This window comes from Cupriavidus sp. SIMBA_020, from assembly GCF_046535395.1.
GTDB lineage: Bacteria > Pseudomonadota > Gammaproteobacteria > Burkholderiales > Burkholderiaceae > Cupriavidus > Cupriavidus campinensis.
On record NZ_JAWRWU010000024.1, the window covers coordinates 1 to 19,966 of the forward strand.

Consider the following 19,966-nt stretch of genomic DNA (forward strand, 5'->3'; position numbering starts at 1 on the left):
TCGGCGTCGTCCACCATGTCGCACTTGTTCAGGAACACGATGATGTAAGGCACGCCAACCTGACGGGCCAGCAGGATGTGCTCGCGCGTCTGCGGCATCGGGCCGTCAGCGGCCGAGCACACCAGGATCGCGCCGTCCATCTGCGCAGCGCCCGTGATCATGTTCTTCACATAGTCAGCGTGGCCCGGGCAGTCAACGTGGGCGTAGTGGCGGTTGGCCGTCTCGTATTCCACGTGTGCGGTGTTGATGGTAATGCCGCGTGCCTTCTCTTCCGGCGCTGCGTCGATTTCGTCGTACTTCTTGGCTGCGCCGCCAAACTTCGCAGCCAGCACCGTGGCGATTGCTGCCGTCAGCGTCGTCTTGCCGTGGTCAACGTGACCAATCGTACCTACGTTCACGTGCGGCTTGGTCCGCTCGAACTTTTCCTTTGCCATTTTTCAGCTCCTAATGGAATGCAGTCTTGTTGTTTCATCGCGCCGCCGCACCGGCAGGCGCGGCGGCAAACTTCCAATTACTTGCCCTTGGCCGTGATCACGGCTTCGGCGATGTTCTTGGGTGCCTCGGCGTAATGCTTGAATTCCATGGTGTACGTGGCGCGGCCTTGCGTGGCCGAGCGCAGCGACGTGGAATAACCGAACATTTCCGACAGCGGGACTTCGGCCTTGATGATCTTGCCACCACCCACCATGTCGTCCATGCCCTGCACGATGCCGCGGCGGGACGACAAGTCGCCCATCACCGTACCCGTGTAGTCTTCCGGCGTTTCCACTTCCACGGCCATCATCGGCTCGAGCAGAACCGGGCTGGCCTTGCGCATGGCTTCCTTGAAAGCCATCGAGCCGGCCATGCGGAACGCGTTTTCGTTCGAGTCCACATCGTGGTACGAACCAAACGTCAGCGTGACCTTCACGTCCACCACCGGGAAGCCAGCCAGAATACCGGCCGACAGCGTGTCGACGATACCCTTTTCAACCGCCGGAATGTATTCGCGAGGAATCACGCCGCCCTTGATGGCGTCGATGAACTCGAAGCCCTTGCCCGGCTCTTGCGGTTCCAGCGTAATCACAGCGTGACCGTACTGGCCGCGGCCGCCCGACTGCTTGACGAACTTGCCTTCGACGTCTTCGGCCTTCTTGCGAATGGTCTCGCGGTAGGCCACCTGCGGCGCGCCGATGTTGGCTTCCACGCCGAATTCGCGCTTCATGCGGTCGACCAGAATTTCGAGGTGGAGCTCGCCCATGCCCGAAATGATGGTCTGACCCGATTCCTCATCGGTGCGCACGCGGAACGACGGATCTTCAGCGGCCAGGCGGTTCAGGGCGATGCCCATCTTTTCCTGGTCAGCCTTGGTCTTCGGCTCAACGGCCTGCGAGATCACCGGCTCCGGGAACACCATGCGCTCGAGCACGATCGGGGCAGCCGGATCGCACAGCGTATCGCCCGTGGTGGCGTCCTTCAGGCCCACCGCAGCGGCGATGTCGCCGGCCAGCACTTCCTTGATTTCTTCGCGCTGGTTGGCGTGCATCTGCAGAATACGGCCCAGACGCTCCTTCTTCTGCTTCACCGGGTTGTACACGGTGTCGCCCGAATTGATCTTGCCCGAGTACACGCGGAAGAAGATCAGCTGGCCAACGAACGGGTCGGTCATGATCTTGAACGCCAGCGCCGAGAACTTCTCGCTGTCGTCAGCCTTGCGCTCGAGCTTCTTCTCGTCGTCGCGTTCGTCCACGCCCGTAACCGGCGGAATATCCACCGGCGACGGCAGGAAGTCGATCACGGCGTCGAGCATACGCTGCACGCCCTTGTTCTTGAACGCGGTGCCGCACAGCATCGGCTGGATTTCGCAGGCGATGGTACGGTCACGCAGCGCCTTGACGATCTCGGCACGGGTCAGCTCTTCGCCGCCCAGGTACTTTTCCATCAGCTCTTCGCTGGCTTCGGCGGCGGACTCGACCATCTTCTCGCGCCATTCTTCAGCAGTGGCTTGCAGTTCGGCCGGGATGTCCTGGTACTCGAACTTCACGCCCTGGCTGGCTTCGTCCCAAATGATCGCCTTCATTTCCAGCAGATCGACGACGCCCTGGAAGCCGTCTTCAGCGCCGATTGGCACCACGACGGGCACCGGGTTGGCCTTCAGGCGGTTCTTCAGCTGGTCGTAGACCTTGAAGAAGTTGGCGCCGGTACGGTCCATCTTGTTCACGAAGGCCAGACGCGGCACGCCGTACTTGTTGGCCTGGCGCCACACGGTTTCCGACTGGGGCTGCACGCCACCCACTGCGCAGTAGACCATGCAGGCACCGTCCAGCACGCGCATGGAGCGCTCCACCTCGATGGTGAAGTCCACGTGGCCCGGGGTGTCGATGATGTTGAAGCGATGCTCGGGATAGTTCCCGGCCATGCCCTTCCAGAAGGCGGTGGTGGCAGCGGAGGTGATCGTGATGCCACGCTCCTGCTCCTGCTCCATCCAGTCCATGGTGGCCGCGCCATCGTGCACTTCACCGATCTTGTGGTTCACACCGGTGTAGAACAGGATCCGCTCGGTCGTGGTGGTTTTACCCGCGTCAATGTGAGCCGAAATACCGATATTGCGGTAGCGCTCAATGGGAGTCTTACGAGCCACTTTAATCCTCTATTCGTCCGTGAGGCGCCGGCATCTCATCGCCCGCGCCCCTAACACAAACGGGCGAGATGTGTAGCAACACAGCCCGCCCGGCAACCAACAACGTGTCTCGCTCGCTTTAGAAGCGGAAGTGCGAGAACGCCTTGTTGGCTTCGGCCATGCGGTGCACTTCGTCGCGCTTCTTCATCGCGCCGCCACGGCCTTCCGATGCTTCCAGCAGCTCACCTGCCAGGCGCAGCGCCATCGACTTCTCGCTGCGTTTCTTCGCGGCCTCGCGCAGCCAACGCATCGCCAATGCCAAACGACGCGACGGACGGACTTCGACCGGAACCTGATAGTTGGCGCCGCCCACGCGACGGCTCTTCACTTCCACCACCGGCTTCACGTTGTTGATGGCAACGGAAAACACTTCGATGGGGGCCTTGCCTGCCTTCTTTTCGATCTGGTCGAACGCGCCGTACACAATGCGTTCGGCAACCGACTTCTTGCCGTCCAGCATCAGCACGTTCATGAACTTGGCAACTTCAACGTTGCCGAACTTCGGATCAGGCAGAACTTCCCGCTTGGGGACTTCACGACGACGTGGCATCTTCTTTCCTTTAGATTCAGTTGAGAGCGCGTCACTTATCGCGGCTCTCCGGCCACCAACTAGCTTGCCTGCATGGCAAATTCGCCGGGTGACCACTTACTCGACGGCACGGCGCATAACTCTCCGTTGTACCGCCGCCTGGTGACAGCACCATGACTCGCGCCACAGGCCATCTTCTTGTTGCTGCTGCGGGCAATCGCTTGCCCAGGTGCCCTGAAAACGATCAGGCAGCCTTCGGACGCTTCGCGCCGTACTTCGAACGAGCTTGCTTGCGGTCCTTCACGCCTTGCAAGTCGAGCGAGCCACGGACGATGTGGTAACGCACACCCGGCAGATCCTTCACACGGCCGCCGCGGATCAGCACGACCGAGTGTTCCTGCAGGTTGTGGCCTTCACCGCCGATGTACGAGATGACCTCGAAACCGTTGGTCAGGCGCACCTTGGCGACCTTACGCAGTGCCGAGTTCGGCTTCTTCGGCGTCGTGGTGTACACACGGGTGCACACGCCGCGACGCTGCGGGCAGTTCTCAAGCGCAGGGCTCTTGCTCTTGACGACTTCAGAGACACGCGGCTTGCGAACCAGTTGGTTGATAGTTGGCATTGTTCAATCCAGCTTGGTTTTACAAAAACACCCCTCCGCCGGCTCCATATCAATGAACTCGGCCTGAGGGGCAACTACGGGTTTCGGACGGGAATGGAGAGCGGGCGCTCAAAAGGAAGGGCTGTGAAGTGACAGACTTGCCAAAGAGCGCGAGCTCGCCCGGATCCCGCTTGGCTATCCTGCCGGGCTGCGCCGCAAGGATCACTCCACGGGCGCGCGTCCGACGGACGAGCGAAATCCAAAGCCAAAAACTCGAATCTGGCATCCTAGCAGGGGTGTTGACAATGGTCAAGTGGTATACCCGCCCTGTATACGCTTGGGGCGGGCGCCCCGGTCAGACTCGGACCGCGCGCAGTGTCTCGAGGATTTCCTCGCCGTAGCGTTCGAGCTTCGATGCACCGATACCGGGCACTTCGGCCAGTTCGTCGAGCGATTCGGGCGCGCTGCGCGCCAGTTCGGCCAGGGTTGCGTCGTGGAAAATGACGTAGGCCGGCACGCCGTGCTCGCGCGCCGCGGCCGTGCGCCAGCGGCGCAGCGCTTCCCAATGCGCGAGCGCGTCGGGATCCATCGTGGCAGTGTGGTCGGTACGCGTGCCACGCGCGGCACGGTCGCCGGACTTGGCTGGCTTGTTGACCTGCCGGCGCAGCGTAATGGGCTGCTCGCCCTTGAGCACCGCCCGGGCGGATTCGCCCAGCAGCAGCGCGCCATGGCCACCGTGGTCGATCACCAGCAGCCCGTGGGCGATCAGCTGGCGGAAGATCGCATGCCACTCCGACACCGATCGGTCCTTGCCGATGCCGAAGGTCGAGACCTTGTCATGGCCCCACTGCCGGATCTTCTCGTTGGCGTTGCCGCGCAGGATGTCGATCAGATGAGTCGCGCCGAAGTGGACGCGGCTTGCCTGGGCCGTGCGATAGACGCAGGACAGGGCCATCTGGGCCTCGCGCGTGCCGTCCCAGGTCGCCGGCGGCTCAAGACAAGTGTCGCAATTGCCACACGGCTCGGCATTTTCGTCGAAGTACGCCAGTATGCGCACGCGCCGGCAACCCGCCGTCTCGCACAAACCCAGCAGGGCGTCGAGCTTGGAGGACGACACGCGCTTGTGGGCGTCGTCCGCCTCGGACTCGTCGATCATCCGCTTCTGCTGCACCACGTCGCCCAGGCCGTAGGCCATCCACGCGTTGGCGGGCAGGCCATCGCGGCCGGCGCGGCCGGTTTCCTGGTAATAGCCTTCCATGCTCTTGGGCAGGTCCAGGTGGGCGACGAACCGGACGTCCGGCTTGTCGATACCCATGCCGAAGGCAATCGTCGCCACCATCACGATGCCCTCTTCCTCGCGGAAGCGCGCCTGGTGATGCTGCCGCACCTGGGCATCCATGCCGGCGTGATACCCCAGCGCCTGGATGCCGTGGCCGGCCAGCCAGGCGGCGGTGTCCTCGACCTTCTTGCGCGACAGGCAATACACGATGCCGCTGTCGTGCCCGCCGTCGCCGTTCATGTGCTCGGCCTTGATGAAGGCGAGCAGCTGGTTGCGCGCGTTGTCCTTCTCGACGATGCGATAGCGGATGTTCGGCCGGTCGAAGCTGGAGATGAACACGCGCGCGTCGTCCAGCGCCAGCCGCTCGACGATTTCATCGCGCGTGAGCGTATCGGCCGTGGCGGTGAGTGCAATACGCGGCACCTGCGGGAACCGCTCGTGCAGCACCGACAGCTGAATGTACTCGGGCCGGAAGTCGTGGCCCCATTGCGACACACAATGCGCCTCGTCGATCGCGAACAGCCCGACGCGGGTGCGTTCGAGCAGGTCGAGGAAGCGCGGCGTCATCAGCCGTTCGGGCGCCACATAGAGGATTTCCAGCCGCCCCGCGAGCAGATCGCGCTCCACGGCGGAGGCCTCGCTGCTGGTCAGTGTGGAGTTGAGCACCGCTGCGCGCACACCGGCCTCGGTCAGCGCAGCCACCTGGTCCTGCATCAGCGCGATCAGCGGCGAGACGACGATACCGACACCCTGCCCCGCCTGCTGGCGCAGCAGCGCCGGAATCTGGTAGCAGAGCGACTTCCCGCCGCCCGTGGGCATGAGCACCAGGCAATCGCCGCCCTCGGCCACATGGTCGATGATCTCTGCCTGCCGGCCGCGAAAGGCGTGGTAGCCGAAGACTTCTTTGAGGATCGCCAGTGCGCGCGACATGGACAGCGGAATTCGGGAAAGCCGTAACCTTACCACTAAGGCGCCCGGGCTCGGCGTCGATGCTGCCGAGATCGCTATTTCGGATAACGGCGATTGCGTTCTCGACGGTTGCAGAGTTCCATGGGCATTGCCAGACTCTCAACAAGGGGCGATGCAATGGGCAATTGGCAGGATCGACTCAAACGCATCAGCAAGCCGGCAGCATCGGAGCGTGAAGTACTCGAGAGCATCGAGACGACCGCCGCGATGCTCGGCTTCGATATGGGGAACCGCAGCATGACATTCTCGGCGAGCCAGCTGTGGAGCGAGGCAAGGCTGCTGGGCCTGTGCCACGGTCTGTCGGAGGAGGACTTCACCCTGGCCATGCGCGGTGGGCCCCTATCCTCCGCCCCGTCGCCGACCCCGCCGGTCAACGGCAAGCTTGGCCGTCGCGAAATTCGCATGCGCTGGTTCGCCTTCGTGGTTCATCTCGTGCTGGACCAGCAACGCATGGCGCGCCCCACCGGGCAAGGACAGTCGCCCCTGACCGAGCGCGAGCTCGAAGTCCTGAAACTGACTGCCCAGGGCAAGACCTCGTCGGAAATCGCCGCATTGCTGATGGTCTCCGGCAACACCGTCAATTTCCACATTCGCAATGCGATGCTCAAGCTGCAGGCCAGGAACAAGACGGCAGCGGCCGTGTGCGCTGCCTTGCAGGGGTGGCTCAACGGGTGAGTTGACTTGGCGCAAACGTAGCCCACGCGCCTATCAGATTTGGTAGTTACTGCACTTCGCCATGTCTGTTGCAATGCGCCATCGACATTGCGAGGAATGGCAGATGACATCGATTGCATCGCCGCAGCGCCCGGTTGCACTGGTCAGCGGCGGCTCACGCGGGATCGGCCGGGCGATATGCCTGGCACTGGCCGACGCTGGCTACGCAATCTCCTACTGCCATCACGCATCAGGCGATGCCGGCCTCGAGACACTCGCCCAGCTGCGCGCCGCAGGCATCCCCTCGCTGGCCCTGCAATGCAACGTTGCCGACGCGGGCGCCTGCGAGCGCTTCTTTGCCGAGACCATCGAACATCTCGGCCAGGTCGACGTGCTGGTGAACAACGCCGGCATCACCCGCGATGCGCCGCTGGCGACAATGCGCCCCGATGCATGGGCCGCGGTCATCGACACCAATCTCACCGGTACCTTCCACTTGAGCCGGTCCGCCGCCTTCCACTTCATGAAGCGGCGCACCGGCGTCATCATCAACGTGGCGTCCATTGCGGGCGTCTACGGTAACGCTACCCAGACCAACTATTCGGCATCGAAGGCCGGCATGATCGGCTTCACCCGGGCGCTGGCCAAGGAGGTTGCGCCCTACGGCGTGCGCGTCAATGCCGTGGCGCCGGGTTTCATCGAATCCGACATGACGGCAGGCCTTTCCGACAGCGTCGCGTCGGCCGCACTGGCCCGCGTGCCGCTGCGCCGCTTTGGCAAGCCCGAGGAAGTCGCGGCGTTGGTCCGCTTCCTGGCCTCCGCCGACGCGGCCTACGTCACGGGCCAGGTCTTTCAGATCGACGGCGGGCTCGTCCTCTAAGGCGCCAGGGCGATATCGTGGACGACATCCTCCCGCCTCTCATCATGGCCCGCAGCGTCCGGGGCTTTTCGGACTGTCGCCGGCCCGGCCTCCGCGAATGGGAATTCGACTGGCGTTTTGCGGACGACGACGACAGCTTTCAGGGCCACTTTCCGACGTACCCCATCCTGCCCGGGGCATTCCTGCTGGAGATGGCGCAGCATGCCGCCAACCATGCGCTCGCGCAGAGCGGCCAGACGGGGCGCCGCGTCACCAGTGTGACGCGCCTGCGCTTCCAGAACCCGGTCCTGCCGGGGGACACCTGCACATTGCAGGTCGCCTGGGATGACCTCGATGCGGTGCAGATCCGCTTTACCAAGCCTGGTGGCGCGGTGGCGCACGGCATCCTCGGCACTGGCCCGGTGCCACGCCATGCAGGCGCCCCGGAAGTATCCGCGGCGGAATTGCCGCGCGATCCGACCGTCGCCCTCAAGGTGCTACCGCATGGTCATCCCATGCGGCTGGTCGATCGTGTGGCGCTGGATGGCACTGCTCGCGCAGTCGCCTACAAGAACATCACGCTCAATGAGCCTTGCTTCAGCGCCGCGCATCGCGGCATGGACGAGGCGCAACTGGCATATCCGTTGGCGCTGCTGGTGGAGTCCTTCGCCCAGGGCGCGGGGCTGCTGCTATCCCGGCGCGGCTTCTTTGCGGACGCTGGCGGCGCCGCTTCGCTGACCGTGTTCGGCGAGTTTCGCGGCATCCATCTGCTTGGCCGGGCCCTGCCGGGGGACCAGCTTCGCCACGACGTCCATCTCCTGGAATGTGGGCGCAACGTGGCCCACCTGGCGGGACAGACCAGCGTCGGGGGACGCACTGTCGCCCTGTTCGACGATCTGATGGCCTTCTCCATTGGCGCGACGACACTCGGCGCCGCTGGAGGCCAGCGATGACACAGCGGCGCGATGTCCTGCTGGCCGGATTCGGCGCCTGCTCCGCCGCAGGTCCGGATGTCGAAGCCTTCTGGCGTGCCCTGCAACGCGCACCCGAGGCGCCATCACCGAACGCCATCGTCCCGCGGAGTACCGATGGACGGACGTGGCGCCATGGGCATTGCCTGCCCGCGTCGGCCTCTCATGTGCATGCCGACTTCGACAGCCTGATCGCAGATGTTGCCCTGCAAGCCCTCGATGACGCCCGCAGACGCGGCCATGCACTCGACACCCTGCACACCGGTCTCGTGCTTGGCACGGCGGCCGGGGACAGCCGCCGTGCCGAACGGCACCGCCTAGAAGACGCCGTGGCGCCGTATGCCACGAGCCACCCGTACCGCGCCATCGACACGCTGCCCCACGTGCTGCCCATCCAGGTGTCCGGACCGGCTTTCGTCGCCGCCAACGCCTGCTCGGCCGGCCTTCATGCCCTGGTCCATGCGGTGGACATCATCCGGGCCGGCATGGCCGACGCGATGATCGTGATCGGCGCCGACCTGCTTTCCCACGTCACCCAATCGGGCTTTCAACGCATGACGGCGCTCGATCCGCAGGGGTGCATGCCCTTCGACGTCCGCCGCCTGGGCACCGTGCTGGGCGAAGGCGCCGCCGCGCTGGTACTCGTGGCCGACAGCGAAGCTGCCGCGCACGCCGGATCCGCCGGACGCATCCGAGGCATCGGCGTGAGCTGCGACGCCTTCCACCCGACCGCCCCCGAACCCGGCGGCCGGGACATCTCCCGGGCCTTGCGTGAGGCGCTGCGCGATGCGAATGTCGGCCCCGACGGCATCGACGTCATCGTGCCACACGGCACCGGCACGCCCCCCAACGACCGCATCGAAGGCAACATTCTGGCGGCAGTGCTTGGCCCAAGCGTCGTCATGCCGCCGGTGCTGTCCGTCAAGGCGCATATCGGACACACCGCAGGCGCGTCCGGCCTGTTCTCCCTGCTCGCGGCGGCGCTTGCACTGGCACATCGGAAGGTGCCGGCAGGCTACTGCGAGCGCCCTGATCCGGCCACGCGCATCCGGCTGCCCAGCCGTGAAACGCCACTGCGGGCAAGACGGCCGCTTCGGGCACTCATCAATGCCTGTGGATTCGGTGGGAACAACGTGTCCCTGGTCTTGCAGGAAGGGACGCCATGAGCGCCGTCAATCTCCTGACCTGCGCGGCCGTGGCGCCCGGCATCGGGGAAGATCTTCTCCCGTGCTCGCCTGGCACGCTTGCGATCGTCGACCCGGACTGGTTCGATCCGGCCCTGTGGCTGCCGGGTACGCGGCACCGCTACCTCAACGACACCACGCGCTACGCGCTGGCCGCGGCGCGCCGGTGTCCCGATCCATGCACGGATGGCGGCGTCGCCCCTGAGCGGCTCGCGCTTTGTTTCGGTACAAGTGTCGCGGATGTCTCAGTCCGGCACCTGTTCGATCAGGCCGTGGCCCACGGCGGACTGGATGCCGTCAGCACCGTCAGCGCACCCAATATCTCGGCCAATATTGCCGCCGCCCACGTCGCCATCGACTGTCAGGCCCGCGCGCTATGCAGCACCGTCACGTCGCCGTTCCTGGCCGGCTTCGAAGCCCTGATGCTGGGCATCCAGGCGATCCAGGCCGGTCGTGCCGACCAATCGCTGGTCATTGCCGCCGAAGAGGCGATCCCCGAGGGGGCCGGCGCAGCCATCCTGCCGGGCGCCGTCGCGCTCCGGCTGGGCAGGCGCGCGACGGAGAACGGTCATTGCCTGCGGCCCCTCGGTTGGGGCCGGGTCGAGACGCCCGGACAACTGCCGCAGCGGCTGGTCCACGCGCTGACGCGCGCCGCCTCCGGGTTTCCCGGACCGACGCGGCTTGTTGTCCCGGCCCGCACGCCGCTCAGCTGGCCCAAAGGCCTTCCGCCCCCAGACATCCTCACGTGCGACGACGCAGGCGCCCTGGCACCCCTGCTGTGCGCCCTGCCGACGCTGCGTGACGTCCACCCCTTCATCCTCGTCGCCATACACGAGCACCGCTACATGGCATTTGTTTCCCAATGCTGACCGCTTTCCACCCAAGAAGGAGCACATCCATCATGACTTCCCCCGACCGCATCGCCGCCATCAAGCAGATCGTTTCCGAAATCCTTGAGATCGAGCCGGCCGACATGACCATGACCAGCCGCTTCAAGGAAGACCATGACGCGGATTCGCTGCGCGCCATCGAAATCCTCGCCAGCCTGGAGAAGGCTTTCGGCGTGACCATCTCGCAGGACGGGCTGGCCCGCATGGTGAACCTGGAGGGCGTCTGCCAGGTGGTGGATGAAGCCGCCTCGGTCAAGTCCTGAGTCACGCACCGGAGCCATCATCATGCGACGTGTCGTCGTGACCGGCATTGGTGCCGTGAGCAGCATAGGTCTTGGCGTGAAGGCGTTCACCGACGCGCTCCGTGCCGGGGCGTGCGGCGTGTCCGAGATTCGCTCCTTCGACACGTCGGGCTTCGCCAGCCATCGCGGATGCGAAGTCCGGAATTTCGACCCCGCCACCTGGATCGCCGGGATCGATCCGAGCACACTGGGCCGCAGTGCACAGTTCGCGGTCGCGGCGGCCGGCATGGCGATACGTGACAGCGGGATCGATACAACCCGACTCAAGCAGGCCCGCTGCGGCGTGTCCATCGGGACGACCGACGGCGAATCGCAGGTGATCGACCAGCTCACCGAGCAGGCGGTACGCCATGGCTATGCCGGCATTGACCCCGCGTTGCTCCAGCAGGTGCCTTCGCACCACATCTCATTCGCGGTGGCGCGCGCGCTGGGCTTGCGCGGCGGAGCCATCACCCTCCCCACGGCATGCTCGGCCGGCAACTACGCCATCGGCTATGCCTATGACTGCATCGGGCTCGGCGATGCGGACGCCATGCTGTGCGGCGGCGCGGACTCGGTATGCCGCAAGACATTCGCCGGCTTCTACCGGCTGGGCACCATCGCGCCGCAGGTCTGCCAGCCATTCGACAAGGACCGCAAGGGCATCCTGACGGGCGAAGGGGCCGGTCTGCTTCTGCTCGAGTCGCTCGACAGCGCCCTGGCCCGTGGCGCGCGGATCTACGCCGAGGTCCTGGGCTACGGACTGACCTGCGACGCGGACCACATGGTGGCGCCGAATCGGGACAGCATCGTGCGCTGCATCCGGCTCGCACACCGTAACGCGGGCGTCAGCGCGGCGCAGATCCAGTACATCTGCGCCCACGGCACCGGCACCATCGCCAACGACATCACGGAATCCGGTGCCATCGCCGAGGTGTTCGGCGCCACCAAGCCGCCTGTTTCCTCCATCAAGTCGATGATCGGACACACCATGGGCGCCGCCAGCGCACTGGCCAGCATCGCCTGCGCGGTGGCCGTCCGGGACGGATTCCTGCCGCCGACCATCAACCATGGTGAGACGGACCCCCGCTGCCCACTCGATTGCGTACCCAACCACTCGCGCGCCGCCGACCTGCGCGTGGTGCAGAACAACGGCTTTGCCTTCGGCGGCAACAACGCCATCACCGTGTACGCGAGGTACCCCCAATGAGGAGCAGCGCATGACCGCACATGGCATCTCGATTGTTGGCTGGCAGGCGATATCGGCCCTGGGGGTGGGGGCGGATGCGTTGCGCACGGCCGACCCAACGGCACCCCCGGTGACTGAACTGCCGCAATCGACCGACCCGTATCCGCAGGACGTCGCCTATCGCCCGGCGCACTTCGACGTCTCCGCACTGATTGGCGCCAAGGGAACCCGTTCCATCGACCGCACCACGGCGCTCGCGCTTTGCACGGCGCGCCTGCTGCATGGCGACCAGCCGCCTTATGAAGGGGAGCAAGCCGAACGGACCGGATTCGTGCTGGGCACCAGTACCGGCAGTATCCGCAGCACCAGCGATTTCACGCGCGACTCGCTGGTCCAGGAGCGGCCATTCCTGGTCAATCCCGCCCACTTCCCGAACATCGTGATGAACTGCGCGGCGGGACAGTGCGCCATTCGCTTCAAGGCGCGCGCGGTGAACGCAACCATCTCGGGAGGGCGGCTGTCCGGACTGCTCGCGCTGCAGTACGCCTCGCAGATGCTGCGCCGGGGCTATGCGGACCGGCTTCTGACAGGTGCCGTCGAGGAGCTTTGCGTGCAGACGGCCTGGGCACATCGCGGCCTGATCCAGCTGGGCAAGCGGCAAGCCGTGCCCCTGGGCGAAGGCTGCGCGATGTTCTCGCTCGAGCGCACCACGCCGCAGCATGAAGGGGTGGCCATCCTGGCCTTGCGTTACGGGCGCTACAGCGAACCCGTCGACGGCCCGGCCGGTGATCTGGCGCTGGACCACGCGGTGGAGGGCGCACTGGCCTGCATCGGCGAAGCCCTGACGCAAGCCGGCCTCGATGCGTCCGAGGTGGTCGCTTGTTGCCTGTGCGGCGCGGCCGAGCCTCGCATTGCCGACATCGAACGGCGCGCCATCGCGCGGCTGCCCGGCGCCAGCATGACCGTCCACCAGGCGGCGCTCGTCGATCGGTTCGGCGACACCTACAGCGCCACCTTCGCGCTCGCGCTCTGCCATCTGCTTGCCTGTCTCGAACAGGCCCCCGCCGGTGCGGCGGGCATGGTCCTGGCCACCACCGACGACGGGCACGCGGGCTGCCTCATCGTGCGCCGCGCGCCTGCGGCTAAGGAACTTCCATGACATATGCGATCACCGGCTCGGCCATGAAGACCAGCCTCGGCGAAGACAAATGCACGTGTTTCGAGAGCCTGTGCTCAGGGCACTCCGGCCGCAAGCGCCTGCAAGCATTTACCGCCGACCATTTCAACGTGCGCAACGCCTATGAGATTGACGACCGCCCCGGCGGCATCGACCGGGCGCTGCGCGCCACCGAACTGCTCTGCGATGCGGTACAGGCCGCCGTGCAGGAGGCCGCACTGCCGCCGGACGCGCGTTGCGTCGTCGTGGTGGGAACCGGCCTGCGGGAGCTACGCACGCTGGAACTGTTCTGGACGGTCGGCACGCCGATGACGATCGACCAGTTGCATTTCGAGCGCGCACTGAACCGAAGGCTGCACACCAGTTTTCCGGTCATCACGCTCGCCAATGCCTGCTCCGCCTCCAGCTTCGCACTCGCGGTTGCCGAGGACTTCCTGCGCGATGGCGCCTTCGACTTCGCGATCGTCGGTGGCTGCGACACCATCACGAAGAGCATGTTCGGCTTGCTGGATCGCGTGAATCCCTCGCACCCCGACGCAGTCCGGCCATTCGATCGAGACCGGCGCGGCGTGCTGATGGGCGATGGCGCCGCCGCCGTCGTGCTGGAATCCCGCGCGAGCGCCAACGCGCGCGGCGCGCCGGTGCTGGCAACGTTGCGGGCCGTCGGCACGAGTTGCGATGCGGCGCACGAGACGGCCCCAGATCCGGCGGGCATCGCCCGTGCCATCGAGGATGCCTACCAACGCGCCGGCCTGGCGCCGGAGGACATCGACATCATCATGGCCCACGGCACCGGTACGCCGCTCAACGACAAAGCCGAGGCCGAGGCCATGCAACGCGTGATGCGGCAACACGTCTCGCATCCACGCATCTGTGCGATGAAATCGATGACTGGGCATACCTCGGGGGCGTCGGGGCTGGTTGGCGTGGTCACGGCGATCGAAGCCATCGAGTGCGGCATGCTGCCGCCCACCGTCGGGCTCGAGCACCTGATGCCGGAGGCGCGCGCGATGAATATCGTCAACGAGGCCACCCCGGTCAATGCGCGGCTGGCCCAGGTGAATGCGTTCGGCTTCGGCGGCGTCAATGCCGTGGCCATCCTGGAGTGCGAATCATGAATCCCCGCACGCAGGCCATCCTCATCTCGGGTCATGGCTGGGAGATCCCGGCCTTCTCCACCCACGACAGCCTCGCGGAGGGGTTGCTGGCCGGTCCCGCCGCGCCGCATTTCACGCCCGAGCGACTGCTGGGCAAGAAGGGGCTTCGCTACAAGGAGCGCTCCACGTTGCTGGCCCTCTGCGCAGCATCCAAGGCGCTGGCCGACGCCGGCTTCGTGAAGGCGGACACCGTGTCCTTGCACGATGACGGGTTCGGTGTGGTGGTCGCTACCAACACGTGCAATCTGGATACGGTCTGCCAGGCAGCGGAGACCATCCATCGCCAGCACGTCAATGCCACCAGCGCAATGGATCTACCCAACGCCTCCAGCAATGTCGTCTCGGCCGCTATCGCCATTCGCTTCGGACTGCGTGCGCTCAACCTCACCGTCTGTACCGGGGCTTCGTCGTCGCTCGATGCCATCGTGCTGGCCGCCAATGCCATCCGCAACGGCCGCGCCCGGCGCATGCTGGTTGTCGCGGTGGAAGTGGATGGCCCGGCGGCGCGCAGCCTGCTGGCCGGCCGCCGGCTTGCCGAAGGCGGCGGGCTGCCCGCCTTGCTGGAAGGCGCAGGTGCCTTGGTGCTCGAGCGGACCGATGATGCCAACGCCCGTGGCGCACGCCACCATGGTGCCCTGGCCGGCTACGCCTATTGCCATGCCGATGCGGCACGTTCGCCCGCCCTAGACGCCCTGCTGACCGATCATGCGAGCAAGCCTTGTTACGTCGCCGGCGACAGCTTTGCCGCCCACGCGGTCACCGCACTCCATCAGCGCGAGGGCGCGCAGCGCGATCTCGGCATACTGTCCGGCCCGGCCTATGGGGCCAGCACGCTGTATGCGCTGATCCATCATTGCGAACAGGCACGCGCCGCGGAGCCGGAGTCGGCTTGCGGGGCGGTCGTCCTCGGCGGTGGCAGCTGGGGGGACCGCCGCGCCGGAGCCATCGTCGTTGAAGCGGGCGGCGTCGGGCAATGACGACGCTGCTGGCATCACTGGGCGGCTACACGCTTCAGGCGCGGGTGTGCGGGCCCGTCGGCGCCCCGCTGGCCGTGCTGGTCCACGGGATGATGGAAGCAGGCAGCGTCTGGGAACCGCTGCTGCCGCGCCTGGCCGCCACGCATCGGTGCGTCGTGCTGGACCTGCCCTGGAACGGGTTGCAGTCTGGCCTCTGGGGCCGGGTGCTGCCACCCGAGCGGTGGCTATCCGCTGCGCTTGAGCGCTTTCAACTGTGCCCGGACGTCTGGATTGCCCACTCTTTCGGCGCCAACACCGTGCTGACGCTGCTTGCCCAGCACCCGGCCACACCCGGGGCCACCGCACCCGCCGCGCTGGTCTCGCCGTTCTACAAGGCGTTACACCGGGAGGTGACCTGGTCCCTGTTCCAGCAGCACGTCAACGCATTCCCGGATTTTGTCCAACAGAGCATCCGCGCCCGCACCGCGCGCCCGCTGGCGCCGGACGTCCTGCAGCGCATGACACGCACTGCCTGCGAGCACTTCGGTTGCTACGTCTGGACCGAATTCTGGCGCCTGTACGCCGGGATGCCCTTCCTTCCCCTGCACGAGGTGCGCCAGCCACTTCTCGTGTTGGCCGGCGGCGATGACCAGTTTGCGCGATTGCCCGACGTCCGCGCGATGGTCGACACCCTGCCGGCAGGCCGGCTCCGTGTCTTTCGCGATGCCGGCCATTTTCTGCTGAACGATCTCCGGCACGACGCTGTCGGCGCCATCGCGCAGTTCCTGCAGGTGCGCGGCGATCCAATGCCGGCCACGCCTCGCCAGGCTTGTGCTGGCGCCACCCCTTCCTTCCACTCCACGGAATCCACGCCATGACCTTGCATCACTCCGACACGACTGGCTTCGACCGCACCCACACCAGGGTCCGGCCCCGCTTCGAAGGCTGCAACATCTGCACCTGGATCGGCTTCAAGCACGTCATGTATTGCATCGAGGAAGCCGTTGTCGATCATTTCCGCGCGCACGGCTTCGGACCGCGCGAACTCTATGAGCAGAAAGGTCTCTGTCTCGAGATCGTCGATTCGAGCGTACGGATCCTCCATGCGCTTCACATTGACGATACGGTAGATATCGAGGTCGTGCCGTCGCCGAAGGCACCGGACGGGGTGCTGCGCGTCGCCGTGACACTGACGGTGCCGCGCGACGGCAAACCATTGAAGGCCGTCACCGGTTACGTGGACGTGCTGTTCCGCCTGGACGACAGCGTCGTAACCCCACAGCCAGCCAGCGGGGAGCCGCGCCTCGCGCCATACACCTGTACCCGGATCCGGCGAGGGCCGCAGCGCTCCATTCCCGATGCCGGCCTGGACACGGCGCGCCAGGCCGGTAACCCGCCGCTGGACGTGCGTCGCGCGCTGGCTGCCGATGAAGGCAACCGCTTCGTCTGGCAATGGCGGGTGCCCTATTTCTACTGCCACTTCAACGATCGCCTCCAGCATTCGGGCTACCTGAGACTGATGGAGGAGGTGCTGGATCTCTTTGTCGCCGAGCGTGGAATCTCCATCCGCACATTGCTGGAGAACAAGAAGTGGATTCCCGTCGTACCGCAGGCGAGCCTCCAGATCCTCGACGAAGCGATGATGGAGGAGACCATCCACACCGTCTTCACCGTCGAGGATATTTTCAAGGACACCACCTATCGGTCGCGCATGGACTGCTATGTCGAACGGCATGGCGGACTGGTTCATACGGCGACTGGCCTGATCACCCACGGCTACGCGGTGGTCGAGAACCGCCGTGACTGGTCGCTCGTGACCTTCGACGCCGAGGTCTCGGCCGCCCTGCGCGGCAGGCAGCGCGCGGACTGAAGGAGGCGGCATGCAGGCAGCACATCCCGTCTTCTATTTCTCGCTGCGCAGCCCCTACTCGTGGCTGGCCTTGCACGATCTCAGGCAGACACGGCCCGATCTTCTCGCCGCCGTCCAACTGGTGCCTTTCTGGGAGCCGGACGCGGACTACCAGGCGCAACTGAGCATGGTCGGCAGCACGTTCCTGTATCACCCGATGTCGCGCGAGAAGCATCTCTACATCCTCGCCGATGTGCGGCGCCTTGCGGCGCGGCGCGGGCTCCGGCCAGTGTGGCCACTGGATCGCGCGCCGCGCTGGGAGGTGCCGCACCTCGCATGGATCGTCGCCGACATGCATGGGCAGGGGCTGGCCTTCCTCGAGCGGGTCACGCTGGCGCGCTGGCAGGAAGGCGCGGACATCTGCGATCCCGACGTCATCGCACGACTGGGCAGTGCGCTGGGGCTGGACCCCAACGCGCTCTCGTCGGCCCACACGGATGCAGCCGTCCGGGAGGTCGGACTGACCCGGCTGCAGGACTGCATCCACACGGGCGTGTTCGGCGTGCCGTTCTTCACCGTCGGCAGGGAGAAGTTCTGGGGCGTCGATCGCCTCCGGGACTTCATGGCCGCCGCCACAGGCATGCCTGCCATCGATCTGTCCGACCCGTTGAGCAGCGACGACAGCCCGCCGCCGGCAATCCTCGACCATGCCGGCGGCTGCGGCTAGGAGCATTCGTCATGGAAGCAACCCCTACCGTTACCGTCCTGCTCATCGAGACGCACTCCCCCGCAAACCCCGGCGGCACCGAGTGCATCCGCCTGGCCGAGGCGCTGCTGAAAGCCGGCGATTCGGTGCAGTTGCACCTGATGCAGGACGGCGCGACCTGGCTGCAGCAGGACCCGGACACGATCCGCACACTCGGACGCCGGCATGGCGGGCAATTGCGCATCACAGTGGACGATGTCTCGCTGGCCCTGCGCGGCGTGGCGGCGACGGTCAGCCATGGCGTTGCCACCGTCATCGATGCAGACACCCTCGTGCGCGCTATCTGCGAGCCGTCGACCAAGACCATCTGGCACTCCTGACATGACCGCATCTCTCCCCCCGGACGCCGCGCCGGGCTCCGTCTTCTTCGGCATGATGGGCACACCGTTCCGGTCCGAGACCGTGACCTCCCTGTTCCGGATGGTGGATGCGGCCTTGCGGCAGGGCCGTCACGTCACTGTGTGGAACTGCGGCCACGCAACCGGGCTGTCGCAGATCTCGCTGTGCCGCCCACCGGACCTCTTCGCGCCGGACGCACCGGCGGGCACGACAACCGCCACATTGGTCCAGGCGCTGAAGCGTCGCTACGGCGACCAGCTCGAGTGGCTGGTATGCCGCTATTGCATGGAAGAGCGCGGCAACACCCAGCAGATCCCCGAGGCGATGGTGAAGATTCCCTTCAGCTTCCAGCACTACCTCAGCGCTGCAGACAGCGCGATGGTCCTCGGAGTCAAGTCATGACGGCAACCGCCGGCCGGGGCAGGCGCCGCTCCCGCAGTTCACTCGCCATTGTCGAGCAAGCCTATCGCGGCAGTCTGGAGGAGCAGTACGGGCACATCGTCTGGCTGAGCCGGGTCATGCGGCAGATGGGGGCCGACCATGCCCTCCTGCTCAAGGCCGATACCGTGTTGTTCGCGCGACGCGACCAGCCGGCGCCGTTGCTGACGTTGGGCGGCCTGACGATAGACGGACTTTCCCACCACGAGTCCGGCGTCGCCGCGTTGGTCGCCGCCAACGTCCCGGTGTACGCATGGCGACCCGACCTGCACCGCCTGCGTCTTTCTCCTGCGGACCTCATCGATGGCGTCGAGTCCGTCGACGAGGCGGACATGCCGACCCTCATTCATCACTTCAACAACGTCTGGTACTGGTGACGATGCCACCCTCCTCCCCTTCCGCCACACTGGGCGAAGCGCTGCTGGTCAGCGGCACGGACCTTTTCGCGCTGGGGCACTATCCCGGTGCCCCGATCTATCCCGGCGTCCTGCTGCTGGACCAGTTGCTCGCCCTGGCGGAACGCCTCGCCACGCGCACGGCGGGGCACCCCATGCGCGTCCGGACGGTGGCGCGGGTGCAGTACCTCGACGCGCTCCTGCCCGGTGACGTCGTCAACCTCGAGGCAACTGTCCGGACGTCCGGGCCGGACGGACTCTCCCTGGCAGCCACGGCGAGTGTTCGCGGCAAGCCTTGTGCGCGGGCCAGCTTCGCCTGTGGCGCGCCGTGTGCCGCCATCGAACATCCTGCCGTGGCGCCGTCTCAGGCGCCACCGGTCCTGACACACCGCCAGGTCGCGGCACTGCTGCCGCATCGCTACCCCTTCCTGTTGGTCGATGCGGTCCAGAGCTACACCGCCGGCGCCCAGATCTGCGCGTGCAAACTCGCTACCCGCCAATCACCGCTGTTCGCCGCACAGGCACCGGCCGTGTACCCGGCGGGGTTGGCTATCGAATCCCTCGGGCAAGCCGGCATCGCGCTCTTCTTCCTTGGCCAGGCCGGCGGGGCACCGAGGGAGGTGGTACTCGGCGCCATGACCGGCATCGAACTGATCCACGACGTGCCCTTCGACTCCGTGCTGACGCTGGACGCCCGGATAGACCGGCTACTGCCCAATGCGGTGGTGTTCGGTGGTGAGGTCCGTATTGGCCCCACGCCGGTGATTCGCGTCGGCAGTCTGGTCGCGATGATCGACCCACGTCACGCGCCGGCATGACCCCCT

The 19,966-nt window shown here is 66.0% G+C and carries 22 protein-coding genes; 17 read left to right on the forward strand and 5 right to left on the reverse strand.

Annotation, left to right across the window (positions count from 1 at the left end):
• From SB751_RS27340 to recQ, 5 genes are all read right to left on the reverse strand, one after another.
• The coding region (locus tag SB751_RS27340) for a GTP-binding protein (RefSeq protein WP_410748752.1) at positions 1-434 on the reverse strand (434 nt) is incomplete at its 3' end.
• Between the two features lie 77 nt (positions 435-511).
• Positions 512-2,620, reverse strand: a complete 2,109-nt coding sequence (gene fusA, locus SB751_RS27345; RefSeq protein WP_144200319.1) for an elongation factor G — start codon at positions 2,618-2,620, stop codon at positions 512-514.
• 118 nt (positions 2,621-2,738) lie between these two features.
• On the reverse strand, positions 2,739-3,209 hold the full coding sequence (gene rpsG / locus SB751_RS27350; RefSeq protein WP_092301786.1) for a 30S ribosomal protein S7: 471 nt from the start codon (positions 3,207-3,209) through the stop codon (positions 2,739-2,741).
• Positions 3,210-3,432: 223 nt separating this feature from the next.
• The gene (rpsL, locus tag SB751_RS27355; protein WP_010810460.1) at positions 3,433-3,810 is read right to left on the reverse strand and encodes a 30S ribosomal protein S12; all 378 of its coding nucleotides are present in this window, start codon (positions 3,808-3,810) and stop codon (positions 3,433-3,435) included.
• Between the two features lie 334 nt (positions 3,811-4,144).
• Positions 4,145-5,998, reverse strand: coding sequence for a DNA helicase RecQ (gene recQ / locus SB751_RS27360; RefSeq protein WP_144200316.1), 1,854 nt, complete (start codon positions 5,996-5,998; stop codon positions 4,145-4,147).
• A 120-nt stretch (positions 5,999-6,118) separates the two neighbouring features.
• Here recQ and SB751_RS27365 point away from each other — a divergent pair, with 120 nt between their 5' ends.
• From SB751_RS27365 to SB751_RS27445, 17 genes are all read left to right on the forward strand, one after another.
• Positions 6,119-6,712, forward strand: a complete 594-nt coding sequence (locus SB751_RS27365) for a helix-turn-helix transcriptional regulator (RefSeq protein WP_144200314.1) — start codon at positions 6,119-6,121, stop codon at positions 6,710-6,712.
• A gap of 103 nt (positions 6,713-6,815) precedes the next feature.
• The gene (gene fabG, locus SB751_RS27370; RefSeq protein WP_144200312.1) at positions 6,816-7,571 is read left to right on the forward strand and encodes a 3-oxoacyl-[acyl-carrier-protein] reductase; all 756 of its coding nucleotides are present in this window, start codon (positions 6,816-6,818) and stop codon (positions 7,569-7,571) included.
• Between the two features lie 17 nt (positions 7,572-7,588).
• Positions 7,589-8,503: a hypothetical protein gene (locus SB751_RS27375; protein ID WP_144200310.1), complete on the forward strand. Its 915-nt coding sequence runs from the start codon at positions 7,589-7,591 to the stop codon at positions 8,501-8,503.
• A complete protein-coding gene (locus SB751_RS27380; RefSeq protein ID WP_186296925.1) occupies positions 8,500-9,687 on the forward strand; it encodes a beta-ketoacyl synthase N-terminal-like domain-containing protein in 1,188 nt (395 codons plus the stop codon). Before SB751_RS27375 ends, SB751_RS27380 begins: the two co-directional genes overlap by 4 nt.
• On the forward strand, positions 9,684-10,574 hold the full coding sequence (locus SB751_RS27385; RefSeq protein WP_144200306.1) for a beta-ketoacyl synthase N-terminal-like domain-containing protein: 891 nt from the start codon (positions 9,684-9,686) through the stop codon (positions 10,572-10,574). The genes SB751_RS27380 and SB751_RS27385 overlap by 4 nt, the downstream gene beginning before the upstream one ends.
• 32 nt (positions 10,575-10,606) lie before the next feature.
• Positions 10,607-10,858, forward strand: coding sequence for an acyl carrier protein (locus SB751_RS27390; protein WP_144200304.1), 252 nt, complete (start codon positions 10,607-10,609; stop codon positions 10,856-10,858).
• 22 nt (positions 10,859-10,880) lie between these two features.
• On the forward strand, positions 10,881-12,086 hold the full coding sequence (locus tag SB751_RS27395) for a beta-ketoacyl-[acyl-carrier-protein] synthase family protein (RefSeq protein ID WP_186296924.1): 1,206 nt from the start codon (positions 10,881-10,883) through the stop codon (positions 12,084-12,086).
• 10 nt (positions 12,087-12,096) lie between these two features.
• Complete coding sequence (locus SB751_RS27400; protein ID WP_410748753.1) at positions 12,097-13,224, forward strand: beta-ketoacyl synthase N-terminal-like domain-containing protein; 1,128 nt, start codon at positions 12,097-12,099, stop codon at positions 13,222-13,224.
• Complete coding sequence (locus SB751_RS27405; protein ID WP_211942905.1) at positions 13,221-14,360, forward strand: beta-ketoacyl-[acyl-carrier-protein] synthase family protein; 1,140 nt, start codon at positions 13,221-13,223, stop codon at positions 14,358-14,360. The genes SB751_RS27400 and SB751_RS27405 overlap by 4 nt, the downstream gene beginning before the upstream one ends.
• On the forward strand, positions 14,357-15,376 hold the full coding sequence (locus SB751_RS27410; protein WP_250024824.1) for a beta-ketoacyl synthase N-terminal-like domain-containing protein: 1,020 nt from the start codon (positions 14,357-14,359) through the stop codon (positions 15,374-15,376). The genes SB751_RS27405 and SB751_RS27410 overlap by 4 nt, the downstream gene beginning before the upstream one ends.
• Complete coding sequence (locus SB751_RS27415) at positions 15,373-16,233, forward strand: alpha/beta fold hydrolase (protein WP_211942907.1); 861 nt, start codon at positions 15,373-15,375, stop codon at positions 16,231-16,233. The genes SB751_RS27410 and SB751_RS27415 overlap by 4 nt, the downstream gene beginning before the upstream one ends.
• A complete protein-coding gene (locus SB751_RS27420; RefSeq protein ID WP_211942908.1) occupies positions 16,230-17,225 on the forward strand; it encodes a hypothetical protein in 996 nt (331 codons plus the stop codon). Before SB751_RS27415 ends, SB751_RS27420 begins: the two co-directional genes overlap by 4 nt.
• Positions 17,226-17,235: 10 nt before the next feature.
• Positions 17,236-17,931 carry a 2-hydroxychromene-2-carboxylate isomerase gene (locus SB751_RS27425; protein WP_144200285.1) on the forward strand — a complete coding sequence of 232 codons (696 nt, stop codon included), beginning with the start codon at positions 17,236-17,238 and terminating at the stop codon, positions 17,929-17,931.
• A gap of 11 nt (positions 17,932-17,942) precedes the next feature.
• Positions 17,943-18,290 (forward strand): DsrE family protein, encoded by a 348-nt coding sequence (locus tag SB751_RS27430; protein WP_144200283.1) that lies wholly within the window; start codon positions 17,943-17,945, stop codon positions 18,288-18,290.
• A gap of 1 nt (position 18,291) precedes the next feature.
• The gene (locus SB751_RS27435; RefSeq protein WP_250024825.1) at positions 18,292-18,711 is read left to right on the forward strand and encodes a hypothetical protein; all 420 of its coding nucleotides are present in this window, start codon (positions 18,292-18,294) and stop codon (positions 18,709-18,711) included.
• A complete protein-coding gene (locus SB751_RS27440) occupies positions 18,708-19,124 on the forward strand; it encodes a hypothetical protein (protein WP_092301740.1) in 417 nt (138 codons plus the stop codon). The genes SB751_RS27435 and SB751_RS27440 overlap by 4 nt, the downstream gene beginning before the upstream one ends.
• A gap of 2 nt (positions 19,125-19,126) precedes the next feature.
• Positions 19,127-19,960, forward strand: coding sequence for a beta-hydroxyacyl-ACP dehydratase (locus SB751_RS27445; RefSeq protein WP_211942910.1), 834 nt, complete (start codon positions 19,127-19,129; stop codon positions 19,958-19,960).
• Positions 19,961-19,966: the final 6 nt, after the last annotated feature.

Excerpts from the sequence above, each read along its gene's own strand:
- rpsG (WP_092301786.1), bottom strand. The coding sequence starts at position 3,209 with ATGCCACGTCGTCGTGAAGTCCCCAAGCGGGAAGTTCTGCCTGATCCG.
- rpsL (WP_010810460.1), bottom strand. The coding sequence starts at position 3,810 with ATGCCAACTATCAACCAACTGGTTCGCAAGCCGCGTGTCTCTGAAGTC.
- recQ (WP_144200316.1), bottom strand. The coding sequence starts at position 5,998 with ATGTCGCGCGCACTGGCGATCCTCAAAGAAGTCTTCGGCTACCACGCC.
- SB751_RS27365 (WP_144200314.1), top strand. The coding sequence starts at position 6,119 with ATGGGCATTGCCAGACTCTCAACAAGGGGCGATGCAATGGGCAATTGG.
- fabG (WP_144200312.1), top strand. The coding sequence starts at position 6,816 with ATGACATCGATTGCATCGCCGCAGCGCCCGGTTGCACTGGTCAGCGGC.
- SB751_RS27380 (WP_186296925.1), top strand. The coding sequence starts at position 8,500 with ATGACACAGCGGCGCGATGTCCTGCTGGCCGGATTCGGCGCCTGCTCC.
- SB751_RS27385 (WP_144200306.1), top strand. The coding sequence starts at position 9,684 with ATGAGCGCCGTCAATCTCCTGACCTGCGCGGCCGTGGCGCCCGGCATC.
- SB751_RS27390 (WP_144200304.1), top strand. The coding sequence starts at position 10,607 with ATGACTTCCCCCGACCGCATCGCCGCCATCAAGCAGATCGTTTCCGAA.
- SB751_RS27395 (WP_186296924.1), top strand. The coding sequence starts at position 10,881 with ATGCGACGTGTCGTCGTGACCGGCATTGGTGCCGTGAGCAGCATAGGT.
- SB751_RS27400 (WP_410748753.1), top strand. The coding sequence starts at position 12,097 with ATGACCGCACATGGCATCTCGATTGTTGGCTGGCAGGCGATATCGGCC.
- SB751_RS27405 (WP_211942905.1), top strand. The coding sequence starts at position 13,221 with ATGACATATGCGATCACCGGCTCGGCCATGAAGACCAGCCTCGGCGAA.
- SB751_RS27410 (WP_250024824.1), top strand. The coding sequence starts at position 14,357 with ATGAATCCCCGCACGCAGGCCATCCTCATCTCGGGTCATGGCTGGGAG.
- SB751_RS27415 (WP_211942907.1), top strand. The coding sequence starts at position 15,373 with ATGACGACGCTGCTGGCATCACTGGGCGGCTACACGCTTCAGGCGCGG.
- SB751_RS27420 (WP_211942908.1), top strand. The coding sequence starts at position 16,230 with ATGACCTTGCATCACTCCGACACGACTGGCTTCGACCGCACCCACACC.
- SB751_RS27425 (WP_144200285.1), top strand. The coding sequence starts at position 17,236 with ATGCAGGCAGCACATCCCGTCTTCTATTTCTCGCTGCGCAGCCCCTAC.
- SB751_RS27430 (WP_144200283.1), top strand. The coding sequence starts at position 17,943 with ATGGAAGCAACCCCTACCGTTACCGTCCTGCTCATCGAGACGCACTCC.
- SB751_RS27435 (WP_250024825.1), top strand. The coding sequence starts at position 18,292 with ATGACCGCATCTCTCCCCCCGGACGCCGCGCCGGGCTCCGTCTTCTTC.
- SB751_RS27440 (WP_092301740.1), top strand. The coding sequence starts at position 18,708 with ATGACGGCAACCGCCGGCCGGGGCAGGCGCCGCTCCCGCAGTTCACTC.
- SB751_RS27445 (WP_211942910.1), top strand. The coding sequence starts at position 19,127 with ATGCCACCCTCCTCCCCTTCCGCCACACTGGGCGAAGCGCTGCTGGTC.